Source organism: Mycetohabitans endofungorum (assembly GCF_002927045.1).
GTDB lineage: Bacteria > Pseudomonadota > Gammaproteobacteria > Burkholderiales > Burkholderiaceae > Mycetohabitans > Mycetohabitans endofungorum.
The window spans coordinates 261,011-274,779 of record NZ_PRDW01000002.1 but is presented as its reverse complement, the minus strand read 5'-3'; the positions used below and the strand labels follow the sequence as shown (position 1 = coordinate 274,779).

The 13,769-nt window shown below is 63.6% G+C and carries 14 protein-coding genes and 1 pseudogene; 4 read left to right on the top strand and 11 right to left on the bottom strand.

Annotation, left to right across the window (positions count from 1 at the left end; all coding sequences use genetic code 11):
* The first annotated feature begins 49 nt into the window (after positions 1-49).
* A complete protein-coding gene (trmL, locus tag B0O95_RS03015) occupies positions 50-520 on the top strand; it encodes a tRNA (uridine(34)/cytosine(34)/5-carboxymethylaminomethyluridine(34)-2'-O)-methyltransferase TrmL (RefSeq protein ID WP_104076550.1) in 471 nt (156 codons plus the stop codon).
* Positions 521-549: 29 nt separating this feature from the next.
* Here the strand turns inward: trmL and B0O95_RS03010 are convergent.
* The 5 genes and pseudogenes from B0O95_RS03010 to B0O95_RS02990 all read right to left on the bottom strand — a co-directional run.
* Positions 550-786, bottom strand: a pseudogene (locus B0O95_RS03010) (macro domain-containing protein); the annotation flags it as partial.
* A gap of 29 nt (positions 787-815) precedes the next feature.
* Positions 816-1,820 carry an NAD(P)H-dependent glycerol-3-phosphate dehydrogenase gene (locus B0O95_RS03005; protein WP_104076548.1) on the bottom strand — a complete coding sequence of 335 codons (1,005 nt, stop codon included), beginning with the start codon at positions 1,818-1,820 and terminating at the stop codon, positions 816-818.
* A gap of 34 nt (positions 1,821-1,854) precedes the next feature.
* Positions 1,855-2,340 carry a protein-export chaperone SecB gene (secB, locus tag B0O95_RS03000; RefSeq protein WP_104076547.1) on the bottom strand — a complete coding sequence of 162 codons (486 nt, stop codon included), beginning with the start codon at positions 2,338-2,340 and terminating at the stop codon, positions 1,855-1,857.
* A 145-nt stretch (positions 2,341-2,485) separates the two neighbouring features.
* Positions 2,486-2,746: a glutaredoxin 3 gene (gene grxC, locus B0O95_RS02995; protein WP_104076546.1), complete on the bottom strand. Its 261-nt coding sequence runs from the start codon at positions 2,744-2,746 to the stop codon at positions 2,486-2,488.
* Positions 2,743-3,165, bottom strand: a complete 423-nt coding sequence (locus tag B0O95_RS02990; RefSeq protein WP_104076545.1) for a rhodanese-like domain-containing protein — start codon at positions 3,163-3,165, stop codon at positions 2,743-2,745. Before B0O95_RS02990 ends, grxC begins: the two co-directional genes overlap by 4 nt.
* A gap of 124 nt (positions 3,166-3,289) precedes the next feature.
* Here B0O95_RS02990 and gpmA point away from each other — a divergent pair, with 124 nt between their 5' ends.
* The 3 genes from gpmA (at position 3,290) to B0O95_RS02975 (ending at position 6,586) form a co-directional block, all read left to right on the top strand.
* Positions 3,290-4,036 carry a 2,3-diphosphoglycerate-dependent phosphoglycerate mutase gene (gene gpmA, locus B0O95_RS02985; protein WP_104076544.1) on the top strand — a complete coding sequence of 249 codons (747 nt, stop codon included), beginning with the start codon at positions 3,290-3,292 and terminating at the stop codon, positions 4,034-4,036.
* A gap of 114 nt (positions 4,037-4,150) precedes the next feature.
* A complete protein-coding gene (locus B0O95_RS02980) occupies positions 4,151-5,725 on the top strand; it encodes a S41 family peptidase (protein WP_104076543.1) in 1,575 nt (524 codons plus the stop codon).
* 87 nt (positions 5,726-5,812) lie between these two features.
* Positions 5,813-6,586, top strand: coding sequence for a HesA/MoeB/ThiF family protein (locus B0O95_RS02975; protein WP_104076542.1), 774 nt, complete (start codon positions 5,813-5,815; stop codon positions 6,584-6,586).
* Between the two features lie 12 nt (positions 6,587-6,598).
* On the opposite strand, the gene ptsP is transcribed toward B0O95_RS02975, so the two are convergent.
* From ptsP to B0O95_RS02945, 6 genes are all read right to left on the bottom strand, one after another.
* Positions 6,599-8,344: a phosphoenolpyruvate--protein phosphotransferase gene (ptsP, locus tag B0O95_RS02970; protein ID WP_104076626.1), complete on the bottom strand. Its 1,746-nt coding sequence runs from the start codon at positions 8,342-8,344 to the stop codon at positions 6,599-6,601.
* 249 nt (positions 8,345-8,593) lie between these two features.
* Positions 8,594-8,863 (bottom strand): HPr family phosphocarrier protein, encoded by a 270-nt coding sequence (locus B0O95_RS02965; protein ID WP_076787634.1) that lies wholly within the window; start codon positions 8,861-8,863, stop codon positions 8,594-8,596.
* 76 nt (positions 8,864-8,939) lie between these two features.
* The gene (locus B0O95_RS02960; protein WP_199180419.1) at positions 8,940-9,458 is read right to left on the bottom strand and encodes a PTS sugar transporter subunit IIA; all 519 of its coding nucleotides are present in this window, start codon (positions 9,456-9,458) and stop codon (positions 8,940-8,942) included.
* Between the two features lie 71 nt (positions 9,459-9,529).
* Positions 9,530-10,480 carry a glutathione synthase gene (gene gshB, locus B0O95_RS02955; RefSeq protein WP_104076540.1) on the bottom strand — a complete coding sequence of 317 codons (951 nt, stop codon included), beginning with the start codon at positions 10,478-10,480 and terminating at the stop codon, positions 9,530-9,532.
* 71 nt (positions 10,481-10,551) lie between these two features.
* Positions 10,552-11,841, bottom strand: coding sequence for a glutamate--cysteine ligase (gene gshA, locus B0O95_RS02950; RefSeq protein WP_104076539.1), 1,290 nt, complete (start codon positions 11,839-11,841; stop codon positions 10,552-10,554).
* A 378-nt stretch (positions 11,842-12,219) separates the two neighbouring features.
* Positions 12,220-13,740, bottom strand: coding sequence for an ammonium transporter (locus tag B0O95_RS02945; protein ID WP_104076538.1), 1,521 nt, complete (start codon positions 13,738-13,740; stop codon positions 12,220-12,222).
* Positions 13,741-13,769 lie beyond the last annotated feature (29 nt).

Sequence of the window (13,769 nt, the reverse complement as noted above, 5' to 3'; positions counted from 1 at the left end):
CAGCGCTCGTCCGGCAACGCCCACGCCAGCCACCTCATTGACCCATTCCATGTTCAACGTCGTTCTAGTCGAACCCGAGATTCCGCCGAACACCGGCAACATCATTCGCCTCTGCGCGAATACCGGCGCCACGCTGCACCTGGTCGAGCCGCTGGGCTTTCCACTGGACGACGCGAAGATGCGCCGCGCCGGCCTCGATTATCACGAATACGCGCAGATGCGCGTGCACCGAGACTGGAACGCACTGCTCGCCACAGAGCAGCCCGACCCAGCCCGGATGTTCGCATTCACGACCCGAGGCTCGTCGATGTTCGGAGACCGCGTGTTCCATCTCGGCGATTGGTTTGTATTCGGCGCCGAAACGCGAGGCCTGTGCGACACAGTGCTGCAGCACTTTGCCGCCGACCAGCGCGTACGCTTGCCGATGCGCGTCGGCAACCGCAGCCTAAACCTGTCCAATACGGTGGCCATCGTGGTATTCGAGGCGTGGCGGCAGCATGGCTTCGCGGGCGGCGCCTGAACGGCGCGATAGTCATCGCCGGTTGTCTCTTAGCGCGCGAGTTCCGACTCGTAAAGCCGCAGCATGGCCGCATCGAAGCACGCAAAGATCACATGCTCGTGCGCCAATTCCAGCACGCGGCGGTAGCAACCGGCCAGCAAATCGGGTTCGCCGTGCTCGCCGTCGTGCCAGACGGGGCCGACCGCGTGGATCACATACCGCGCCGGCAGCCGGTGCGCGCCGGTGATCCTGGCATCGCCGGTGCGGCAGCCGCCGAGTGCCCGGCAAACGAACACCTCGACTCGACCGCCACCGTTCAGTTCGTCTCGGCCTTCACATCCCGTCGCAACAGCACATCGACCGCGGCGCGGGGCGCCACGCCGTCAAACAGCACGCCGCAGACGGCTTCGGTGATCGGCATCTCGATTCCATGCTGACGCGCAATGGCCAATACCGCGCGCGCGCATCGCACCCCTTCGGCGACATGCCCCAACGCGGCCAAGATCGCATCCAGCGCGCGTCCGGCCGCCAGTTGGAAACCCACGGTGCGGTTGCGCGACAGATCGCCGGTCGCGGTCAGGATCAGATCACCCAACCCGGTCAGACCGGTAAAGGTATCGTACCGTCCACCGAGCGCGACGCCGAATCGCGTCATTTCCGCCAGCCCGCGCGTGATCAGCGCAGCACGTGCGTTCAGGCCGAGCCCGAGCCCGTCGGCAATGCCGGTGGCGACTGCCAGCACGTTCTTGACCGCACCGCCAACCTCGACGCCGACGACATCGTCTCCAGTATAGACACGCATCGAGCCATGATGGAATGCTTCGACAGTGTGCCGCCGGCATGCGGCGCTCGCGCTGGCGATGGTCAGCGCAACGGGTAGGCCCTGCGCCACTTCCTGCGCGAAGCTCGGGCCGGACAGCGCGCCGCAGCTCGGGTGCGCGCCTAGCACATCGGCAACGAGCTGATGCGGCAGATGCATCGTGTCCACATCGAAGCCCTTACACAACCAAACAAGGTGTGCCGGCACGTGGCCCGCATCGCGCATCGCGGTGCAGGCGGCAGCCAGCCCCGCGACCGGCGTGCCAAGCACGCACAGCGCATCGTCCGCAAGTGCATGCTGCAGCGCGATCCTCAGGTCAGACTCGTAGCACAGCGCGGGGTCCAACGCGATGCCTGGCAGGTAACGGCGATTCTCGCGCACGGCGGCAAGGTCGGCCACGAGGGCAGGATCGCGGGCCCACAACAGCGTGTCATGACGCTGCGCGAGGTGACTGGCCAGCGCGGTACCCCACGCACCGGCGCCGAGTACGGCAACTTTCATTCCCGGCACCGTCCGTCAATCATCTGCACCGTGTTCAGTGCGTGGTCGCGGAGCCTTCGTTAGCCGCGCCGTTGCCCGGCTGGCCATTGACCTGCGCCAGGCGCTGCTCGTACAGCGCCTGAAAGTTGATTTCAGCTAGGTGGATCGGTGGGAAGCCGGCACGGGTGATCGCGTCGGCGATGTTTGAGCGCAGGTACGGAAAAATAATCGTCGGGCATGCGATGCCGATCAGCGAATCGATCTGCTCGTTCGGAATGTTGCGTATGTCGAAGATGCCGGCTTGCTTGGCCTCGATCAGGAAGGCGACCTTAGTGGCGACTTTCGCCGTCACGGTGCCCGTCACGATCACCTCGAACACGCCGTCAGTAAGCCGCTCCGCCTTGACGTCGACTTCGACCTCAACACCGGGCATTTCCTGTTCCAAGAAGATCGCCGGCGAATTCGGCTGCTCGAGCGACAAATCCTTCAAGTAAATGCGCTGGATGTTAAAGAACGGCTGGTTGTTCTGCTGGTCGGACATGAACTTTCCTTCGGTGAAAGGGGCGGGTGCGCCCGGCATCGAGCCGCTGCACGCCGCGCGAATGGCGCGGCCCAGCGACCGGGGCGCGCGTATAACGGCTGCCGACGCCGCGCAGGCGTCGGCAAAGGTCTTGGTCAGACGAGCGTCAGACTGCCTCGAGTAGCGGCATCAGCCCGCCGGCACGGTCAAGCGCGGACAGGTCATCGTAGCCGCCGACGTGGGTCTGGCCGATAAAGACTTGCGGCACTGTACGCCGGCCGGTGCGCTCCATCATTTCCGCCCGACGTTCAGGATTGCGATCGATCAGCACTTTCTCGATGTGCTCGACACCGCGCGACCTCAACAGCCGCTCGGCCATCTGGCAATACGGACAGACCTGCGTGCTATACATTACCACCTTGCTCATTTCGCCGCTCCTTGCTTGACGACCGGCATGCCGGACTGCTGCCACGCGTTGACGCCGCCTTGCAGCGTGAACACTTCCGCGTAACCGGCTTCCTTCAGCACATGCTGCGCCCTGGCCGAATGCCCGCCGTTTTGGCAGACCAGCAGCACTGGCGTGTTCTTGTTTTTGGCCACCTGCGCAACTTTACTCTTCAACTCGTCGAACGGCAGATGACGCGCCTGCGGCAGGTGGCCCTGCGTGAATTCATCGGCACCGCGCAGGTCAATGACGATCGCATTGCGGCGGTTGATCAGTTGTGTGGCGTCCGCGGCGGACAAGCCGCGGTCGCGCCGCGTGATGACCGGCCACAGTAGCAGCCCCCCGGAGATGAGGGCGATGGCGATCAATACAAGGTTGGCTGGCTCGGTGAAAAACTTCACGGATGGAATTCGCACAAAGAAGAGAATCCAACCATTATAAAATATCCGTCCGATGCACTGACGTGCGCCGTTGCATCGGCGTACGCCGGCGGCTTACCGCTTCCTGACTATCGTTTACATTGACATGTACAAGCTCGTCCTCATCCGCCACGGCGAATCGACGTGGAACAAGGAAAATCGCTTCACTGGCTGGGTCGACGTCGATCTCACCGACAAAGGCGCGGCCCAAGCGCGGCAAGCCGGCGTGCTGCTCAAGCAGGCCGGCTATACGTTCGACATCGCGTACACGTCCGTGCTCAAGCGCGCCATCCGCACGCTGTGGCACGTGCAGGATGAAATGGATCTGATGTATATCCCCGTCGTGCACTCGTGGCGCCTGAACGAGCGGCACTACGGCGCGCTGTCCGGACTGAACAAAGCTGAAACGGCAGCCCAGTACGGTGACGAACAGGTGCTGATATGGCGGCGCAGCTACGATACGCCCCCACCGGCGCTCGAGCCGTCCGATCCACGCACGCCGTACGATGACCCGCGCTACGCCAAGGTACCGCGCGAGTCGCTGCCGCTCACGGAGTGCCTGAAGGACACGGTCGCGCGCGTGCTGCCAATCTGGAACGAATCGATCGCGCCGGCCATCAAGTCGGGCCGCAACGTACTGATCGCCGCGCATGGCAACTCAATCCGCGCGCTGGTCAAATACCTGGACGACATCTCGGACATCGATATCGTCGGGCTGAACATCCCGAACGGCGTGCCGCTCGTCTACGAGCTAGACGAAGCGCTCAAACCCATCAAGCACTACTATCTGGGCGACGCGGCGGCGATCGCCAACGCGCAGGCCGCGGTCGCGAATCAGGGTAAGGCCGCCTAATTTTCCGAACCGTGCCGCCGGTGGCCTGTCCAATGGCGGTTATACTTGCTCCGATTAGCGCGCCCGCCGGGCGCCGCCGCGCGCCATAACACGCCACCGCAACTCGTTCACTTTATGCGCAAGACTCTGAAGAACGCAGGTCTGATCGCCGCCGGCCTCGCGACCGGCATGTTCGCCACGCTCCAATTCTCGGCATCCGCCGAGACCAGCATGACCGCACCACTGCCGCTAGACCAGTTGCGGCTGTTCGCCGAGGTATTCGGCCAGATCAAGCACGAGTACGTCGAACCGGTCGATGACAAGAAGCTGTTGACCGCGGCGATCAAGGGCATGGTGTCGAGCCTGGATCCACACTCATCGTACCTGGACAAGACTGACTATCAAGAACTGCAGGAACAAACCAAAGGGCGCTTCGCAGGGCTGGGCATCGAAATCTCGCAAGAGGACGGCCTGGTGAAAGTCATCTCGCCGATCGAGGATACGCCGGCGTTTCGCGCCGGCATCCGCTCGGGCGACTTGATTACGCGGGTCAACGACAAGCCGGTGCGCGGCATGACACTGGATCGGGCGGTCAAGCAGATGCGCGGCGAGCCGGGCACCAAGGTCACGTTGACCATCTATCGCAAGAGCGACGAGCGCACGTTCCCGATCACCGTCACCCGCGCGGTGATCAAAGTCCAGAGCGTGAAGGCCAAAATTGTACAGCCGGGCTATGCGTGGGTGCGTATCACGAGCTTCCAAGAGCGCACAGTGCCCGACTTGGCGGCCAAGCTCACAGACATTGCACGCCAGCAACCGCAGCTCAAGGGCCTGATTCTAGACCTGCGCAACAACGGCGGTGGTCTACTGCAAAGCGCGGTCGGCGTGGCCGGCGCGTTCCTGCCGCCGGATTCCGTGGTCGTATCGACCAATGGCCAGATCGCCGATGCCAAGCAGACCTATCGCGACACGTTCGACAACTATCGGTTATCGACCTTCGGCAGCGACCCGCTGAAGAACCTGCCCGCGATCTACAAGACGGTGCCGATGGTGGTGCTGGTCAACGCGTACTCGGCGTCAGCCTCCGAAATTGTCTCCGGCGCACTGCAGGACCAACATCGCGCGCTGATCATGGGCAAGACTACGTTCGGCAAGGGGTCGGTGCAGACGGTACGTCCGATGACCGCCGACACCGCGCTGCGCCTAACAACCGCGTACTACTATACGCCGAGCGGCCGTTCGATCCAGAATAAGGGTATCCGTCCTGACATCCCAGTTGACCAGTTCGCGGACGGCGATCCGGACGATGCCCTAGTCACGCGCGAGGTCGATTATTCGAATCACCTGGCCAATACGCAGGACCCGAACGAGAAGGCCGAGCAGGAAAAGCGCGAGCAGAACCGGCTCAATCAATTGCGTCAGCTTGAGGAGCAGAATTCAAAGAAGACGCAGGAACAGCGCGAGAAGGAACGCAGCCGTCCACCGATCGAATTCGGCAGCAGCGATGACTTCATGCTGCAGCAGGCGATGCACCAGCTCAAGGGCGAACCGGTGCAAGTCTCCAAGTCGCTGACCGAGCGCAAGATGGCCGCGAATAAGCCGCCCCGCTCTGCGTCCGCGCCGATCGCGGTGAAGCCCGCTTTACCCGCGGTGCCGGGTACCGACAATACCCCGGCATTGGCGCCCGCCGGTGCGTCCGCGCCACGCTAGACCCCAGGCGCGCGTTATCGGCCGGCATCGCACGCGCTAGCGGTGATGTGGCCGACATGCCGCGCGCGAACTCCGACGAATGCTGCAATGAACGACGACCAACTGCTGCGCTATTCGCGCCACATCCTGCTCGACGAAATCGGTATTGAGGCACAGCAGCGCTTTCTGGACGCGCACGTGTTGATTATCGGGGCCGGCGGCCTTGGTTCGCCGGCCGCGATGTACCTTGGTGCAGCGGGCATCGGTACGCTGACGTTGGTCGATGCCGACACCGTCGAGCTGACCAACCTACAACGACAGATCCTGCATTCGAGCGATACCATCGGGCAGGCCAAGGTCGCGTCGGGACGCGCAACGCTCACACGCCTCAATCCCGACGTACGCGTGAACGCGATCAACGCGCGCGCGGACGATACGCTGCTACAGCAATGGGTGCTGCACGCCGACCTCGTGCTCGATTGCAGCGACAATTTCGCGACCCGTCATGCGGTGAACCGCGCATGCGTCCGGCATCGTGTGCCGCTGGTATCCGGCGCGGCGTTGCGCTTTGACGGGCAGATCAGTACGTTCGATGCGCGCGATCCGGCCTCACCATGCTATGCGTGCGTGTTCGCGCCGGACCAGCCGTTCGATGCAGTCGCATGCTCGACGATGGGCGTGTTCTCCCCGTTGGTCGGCATCATCGGCGCGATGCAAGCGGCCGAGGCGCTGCGCGTGATCGCAGGGATCGGGCGTACGCTGGTCGGACGGCTGATGATGCTCGACGCGATGACGATGGACTGGCAGACGATGCGTATCGGCCGCCAAGCCGATTGCCTGGTTTGTGGCGTGCCGCATCGCGGCGCTGACACCGCGCCGTAACGCGCCACCGCGTTACGCCTGCAGCAACCGGTCGAGCGCTGCCTGGATTTCTTCCGGCTCGTATGACGCCAGGACGTCCTCGACCGGCTTTTCCAGACTTTTCAACTGCGCGCGCAGCACCTCCTGCTTGACCAGCAGCAACTGGCTCGGATGCATCGAGAACTCGGTCAGCCCCATCCCGAGCAGCAGTCGCGTCAGTGCCGGATCGCCGGCCATTTCCCCGCACACCGACACCGGCACGCCGGCTCGCCTGGTTTCGCGCAGTGTCATGCCGATCAGTTGCAGTACCGCGGGATGCAGCGGGTCATATAAATGCGCGACCGCGTTGTCCGCGCGATCAATCGCCAATGTGTATTGAATCAGGTCGTTGGTGCCGATCGACAGGAAGTCGAGGCGCTTCAGGAACAGAGGCAGCGCGATCACGGCAGCCGGGATCTCGATCATCGCGCCGACCCGCACGTTCGGATCGTATGCCAGGCCCGCATCGTCAAGCTGGTGCTTGGCCTGCGCGATCAGGTCCAGCGTCTGGTCGATCTCGCACGCATGGGCGAGCATCGGCACGAGAATCTTCACGGGTCCAAACGCCGAGGCACGCAGGATGGCCCGCAACTGCGTGAGAAACATCTGCGGCTCAGACAGGCTCCAGCGGATCGCACGCAACCCAAGCGCCGGGTTGGACGCTGTCTCGAACTCGTCGCGCGAATCGAGCGGTTTGTCGGCGCCAACGTCGATTGTGCGGATCGTCACCGGCAAGCCGTTCATTGTCTGCACGACGCGTCGATACGCGTCGAATTGCTGTTCCTCTTCCGGCAACTCGCCACGCGGGTTCATGAACAGGAATTCGGTGCGGAACAGCCCGACGCCGACTGCGCCGGCGTCCAGCGCGGCGCGTGCATCGTCCGGCAGCTCGATATTCGCCAGCAGATCGATCTTTGTGCCGCATACGGTCTGCGTCGGCGAAAACTTCAGCCGCTGCAGCTTGCGTTGCTCAAGCAGCTTTTCGCTTTGTCGGTATGTATACTCCTCCAGCACGATCGGCGCCGGGTCGACGATCACCACGCCACGGTCGCCGTCGACGATGATCATGTCGTCCTGCCGAATCAGCGAGCTTGCGTGCTGCATGCCCACCGCCGCTGGGATGCCCAGGCTGCGCGCGACGATCGCAGTATGCGACGTGCGCCCGCCCAGGTCCGTGACAAACCCACGAAACGTCTGCGTCTTGAATTGCAGCATGTCGGCCGGCGCAATATCGTGCGCGACCACAATCATCTCATCGATGTCGCGCCGCGCGCCGTTGGCCATCACGGCAGTCGCCGGTGATCCGGCCAACGCCTTAAGCACGCGCTCGACGACCTGCTCCAGGTCTGCCTTGCGCTCGCGCAGGTACTCGTCGTCGATGTCGTCAAAGTGCTTGGCCAGGCGCTCCAGCTGCTCGGTGAGCGCCCATTCGGCGTTGTAGCGCCGCACACGAATCAGTTCGATTACCGCCTCGACCAGCATCTCGTCGTGCAGGATCAGTGTGTGGACGTTAAGGAACGCGCCCATCTCGCTGGGCGCATCCGCCGGCAGCTCGGCACGCAACGTATCGAGTTCGTCGTGGACAGCCCGCTGCGCCGCGACGAAGCGGGCCACCTCGGCCTCGACATGATCGGGCTCGACTAAATAATGGGCAACGTCCAGCGCGGCAGGCGCAATCAGGTACGCGCGGCCGATCGCGATGCCTCGAGATACAGGGATTCCATGCAGCGTGAACGACACGCGCACCTCCTCTAGTTGTGTTTGGGCAATTGGGGGGCGTCGGACGCGCGTGGTCAACAAACCCGCGCTGGGCGCCACCACGTCTGCCCGGCAAATGTCTGACGCAGCCTCAGACCGTCACGCCCATTATAGGTTCTGCCCTGTTTGGCCGCAGCCCGCGATGCGGCATCGGGCAATGCGCCGCGATGTCGCAGCAGGGATCGCGGCACGCGTCAACACTACCTGGCCGCCAGCACCGATTGTTTGGCGTTACTGACCTTCGCCGAACTTGTCCGCGATCAGCGCGAGGATCGCATCCATCGCCGCCTGTTCGTCGGGGCCCTCGGTCTCGATGGTGATCGTGCTGCCGATACCCGCCGCGAGCATCATGACCCCCATGATGCTCTTTGCGTTGATCCGTCGGCCGTTGCGCGCCATCCAGATCTCGCACCGAAAGCTGCCAGCCAGTTGCGTCAGCTTAGCCGACGCCCGTGCATGGAGCCCTAATTTATTAACGATCGTTGCTTCTTTTTGAATCATGTTCTGGTTGGGATTGAAACGATGGAGAGCCTGCATCGGGCGGGCGCAGGCTCAGTGCGGCACGCGCGCCTGCCGCTCAGCCCGTCGGGCCGCACGGCACGCTCGTCGCGGGATCTGCCGGCAGATCAGCGCTGCACGGCGGCAACGCGCTCCCGTGGGCGGCCGACGCCATTTCAGCGCACGGCAGACAGGCCGCTGTGGCAGGCGTGCCCGGCACGACGCCATGGATGCCCTTCACACCGCCTTGCAGCGCCTTGTCCGCCAACGTGTCGATCGGCAACGTCCGGTAGCACACCGCGCGCACCAACATCGGCAGATTGACGCCGGCCACCACCCGCACGTGCGGCAATGCCGCCAGTTGGGCCGCAATGTTGGCCGGTGTCGCACCGAACATGTCAGTCAATACCAGTGCACCATTGTGGTCAGTCACCTGCTGCAGTTGTGCGTGCGCGTTGGCCAGCGCCGCCACTGGGTCGCAATCCGGTGTCACGTCCAGCACGTCGATGCGCGGCGGCAGGCTACCGTAGAAATGCGCGACACAATCCCGCAACGCCGATGCCAGTGGCGCGTGGGCAATGATCAAGATGCCAGCCATGTCAGCCTGCGTCAAAATCGCCATGAACTTCAATAGTTTATCAGGCTGGCACAGATCGTCCCGACCCCGTGTTAGCCAACCGCGCGCTCCAGCGCGTCGACGAACATCGCCGCGACATCGAACCCTGTTTGTTCGGTGATCTCGCGAAAACATGTCGGACTCGTCACGTTGACCTCCGTGAGCCAATCGCCGATCGCGTCCAGGCCGACCAGCAGCAGGCCGCGCTCGGCCAACACCGGGCCGAGCGCCGTGGCAATCTCGCGGTCACGCGACGTCAGCGGCTGCGCGCGGCCCACCCCACCAGTGGCCAGGTTGCCGCGGATCTCGGCGCCTTGCGGGATTCGCGCCAGCGAATAGGGCACCGGTTCCCCGCCGATCAGCAGGATCCGCTTGTCGCCGTCCTTGATCTGCGGGATATACCGCTGCGCCATCACGGTGCGCGCGCCATTGTCGCTGAGCATCTCGATCGTCGAACCCAGGTTCATGCCGTCCTCGCGTATCCGAAACACGCCCATGCCACCCATGCCATCCAACGGCTTGAAGATCACGTCGCGGTGCTCGCCATGGAATGACCGCAGCCGTACCGCGTCGCGCGTGACCAGGGTGGGCGCAGTGAACCGCGCGAACTCGCCGATCGCCATCTTCTCGGAGTGGTCGCGGATCGCGCGCGGCTTGTTGAAGATGCGTGCACCGTGCCGCTCGGCGATCTCCAACAGCCAGGTCGATGTCACATACTCCATGTCGAACGGTGGGTCCTTGCGCATCAGCACCGCGCCGAACGTGCCCAGGCCGCGATTCTCCGCGAGTTCCGCGTCGTACCACTGGCCCGGGTTCGTGTAATCGCCCACAATCGAGAAACGCCGTACCGTGGCCTCGACGCCGCCGCCCGCATACGCGAGGTGCCGCGGCTCGCATGCATAAAGCACATGCCCGCGGCGCGCGGCCTCGGCCATCATCGCGTACGTCGTGTCCTTATAGATCTTGAACTGCGGCAGTGGGTCGGCAATAAAGAGAATGTCCATGGGGCGTTCCGGCGGCAAGCAGCTATCCAGCGTGCATTATCGCGCAGCGGGTGCTCGCGTGCGCCAGCGGGTCACACGAGGATCGCCTCGGGGTCGGTCTTCTCCAATTCGACCGATGCGGCCAGCAGTGCCAGGCGGGCAACAACGCCGTACATGTAGAAGCGGTTCGGCGGCGCGGCACCGGGCTTGGCGTGCACGTCCGGCAGCGCCGTATGCTCAAAGGCCAGCGGCACGAAGTGCATGCCCGGCGCGTTCAGGTTCTGATTCGGCGCACGACCCGCATGGACGCGATAGAAGCCGCCGACCACATAGCGATCGATCATGTAGACGACCGGCTCGGCCACCGCCTCGTTCACGTGCTCGAACGTCTGCACGCCTTCCTGGACAATGACGTCGTGCACCTGCATCCCTTCCTTGACGACCGCCATCCGGTTGCGCTCGCGCTTATTCAGCCCGGCAAGCTCCGATGCGTCGTGCACGGTCAGCAAGCCCATCCCATAGGTGCCAGCATCGGCCTTGATCACCACGTACGGCCGATCCTCGATCCCGTACTCGCGGTACTTCTTCGCCACCTTCTTCAGCACCGCGTCGACCGCATCGGCCAGCGCCTCGTCATGCGAGCGCTCGGTGAAATCGATGTCCGACACGCGAGTGAAGTATGGATTGAGCATCCACGGGTCGACGCCAATGAACTTGGAGAACTTCTTGGCCACCTCATCGTAGCAGCCGAAGTGGTTCGATTTGCGCCGCACCGCCCATCCGGCATGCAGCGGCGGCAGCAGAAACTGCTCGTGCAGGTTCTCCAGCACAGGCGGGACCCCGGCCGACAGGTCGTTGTTCAACAAGATCGAGCAGGGATCGAAGTTCTTCAACCCGAGACGGCGTGCCGAGCGCTCCAGCGGCTCGACCACCAGAGCCTGACCGCCAGGCAGAGGCAGCGTAACAGGCTCGGTGACGGTTTCGTCCAGCGTGCCCAGCCGCACGTTCAGACCCGCTTGGCGCATAATCGTGACGAGCCGCGCCAGGTTGTCCAGGTAGAACGCGTTGCGCGTATGGCGCTCCGGGATCAGCAGCAGATTCTTCGCGTCCGGGCAGATCTTCTCGATGGCCGCCATCGCAGCTTGCACGGCGAGCGGCAGCACTTCGAGGGGCAGGTTGTTGAAACCGCCCGGAAACAGGTTCGTATCGACCGGCGCAAGCTTGAAGCCGGCATTGCGCAGGTCCACCGAGCAATAGAACGGTGGCGTGTGCTCCTGCCATTCGAGGCGGAACCAGCGCTCTATCGCGGGCGTGGCGTCCAGAATCCGCCGCTCCAAGTCGAGCAGTGGACCATTGAGCGCGGTGACGAGGTGCGGAACCATAGAAACTCGAGGCTTACAGGCTCAAAAAAACGATTGTAGAGGGTTGCTTCGTTTAGGTGGGGGTGTTTTGCCACGTTGCAAGGTCCGCGTCAGCATCGCCGCGCACTGCCCCTACCCGCTCTGACGACAGGGTGACTACCGCTCGATGCGGCCCGAGTTACCGCTCTATGCAGTTTAATACCGTTCGACGCAGCTCAAATACTACTCAATACAGGGCCAATGCTGCTCGATACGGCTGAAGTTCATGGCTGACATTCAATGGCGGGAACCGGATATAAAAAGACCCGCTTCGCGGCGGGTCAAACGCTGTGCCGCTTCTCGCTATTGCGCGACTGGCCTGCCACGGCGTGCCTGCTGCCCGCCGGGCACGCCGCAGGTTCATTCGACGTGCTCGCCGTGAAGCACCACATCCAGTCCCTCACGTTCTTCCTCCTCGGTCACGCGCAGGCCGATGACCGCGTCGATGATCTTAAGCAGGATGAACGAAACGAGGCCGCTGTAGATCAGCGTGGTGGCCACGCCCTTAAGCTGCAGGATCACGCTACCGTCGGCGCCGCCGATATCCTTGAGCGCGAACACGCCGGTGAGAACCGCACCGATGATTCCGCCCACGCCGTGTACGCCGAATGCATCGAGCGAATCGTCATAGCCAAGCTTGTTCTTGAGCCATGTCGCCGACAGAAAGCACAGCATGCCGGCCACGATGCCAATGCTCAGCGCGCCCGATACGCCGACGAAGCCGGATGCGGGTGTCACCGCGACCAGACCTGCCACCGCGCCGGATGCAATGCCCAACACGGACGGTTTGCCTTTGCCAATCCATTCCGCGAACATCCACGCGAGCGCCGCGGCCGCCGTGGCGGCCTGCGTGGTCACCATCGCGAAACCGGCGCGGCCGTCGGCGGCGAGCGCCGAGCCCGCGTTGAAGCCAAACCAGCCCACCCACAACATCGCCGCACCGACCAGCGTCAGCACTAGATTGTGCGGCGCCATCGCCTCGCGGCCGTAGCCGACGCGCTTGCCCAACACCAGCGAGCAGACTAACCCGGCGATACCTGCGTTGATATGCACAACCGTGCCGCCGGCAAAGTCAAGGATGCCTGCTGCGGACAGCCAGCCGGTCGGCTCCCACACCATATGCGCGATCGGCGGGTACACCAAGATCGACCACAGGGCCATGAACACCAGCATCGCCGAAAATTTCATCCGGTCCGCGAACGCACCACAGATCAATGCCGGCGTGATGATCGCAAAAGTCATCTGGTAGGTCATGTAGACCGATTCGGGGATCGTCGTGGCCAGATGGCTCACTGTCAGCGTGACGCCCTTATCACCCTTGACGAAGCTCATGCCCGACAGCAGCACGCGTGAGAACCCGCCGATGAACGCGTTACCGGGCGTGAAGGCCAAGCTGTAGCCGAGCACCACCCAGATGATCGTCACCAGACAGGTGATCGCAAAGCTCTGCATCAGGGTCGCGAGTACGTTTTTCTTGCGCACCATACCGCCGTAGAACAGCGCGAGCCCTGGGATCGTCATGAACAGCACGAGTGCCGTGGAGGTCAGCATCCATGCGGTGTCGCCGGCGTTGATCTTCGATGCGTCAAGCATCACCGGTGCCGTCGGTGCAGCGGGCGCGCTGACCGCCTGCTCGGCGCTAGCGCCCATGGCTGGCGCGGCACTCGACGCTTCAGCCTCGGCCGCCACCGGCGCCGTCACCGAGCTCGGGGTCGGGGCCGGCGCCGCACTGGCGGTATGGGCCGTATCCGTCGCGCTCGACTCGGGCGCGGACGCTGCAACAGCACCCGACGCGCCGTCGGCCAACGCCGACGCCGAGAGCCCGATGCCGGCCGCCAACAGCAATACGACTATCAGGAACGTCCTCAAAGTCTTACGCATAGTGGTTCCTCTTGTTCCTTGCCCTTCAT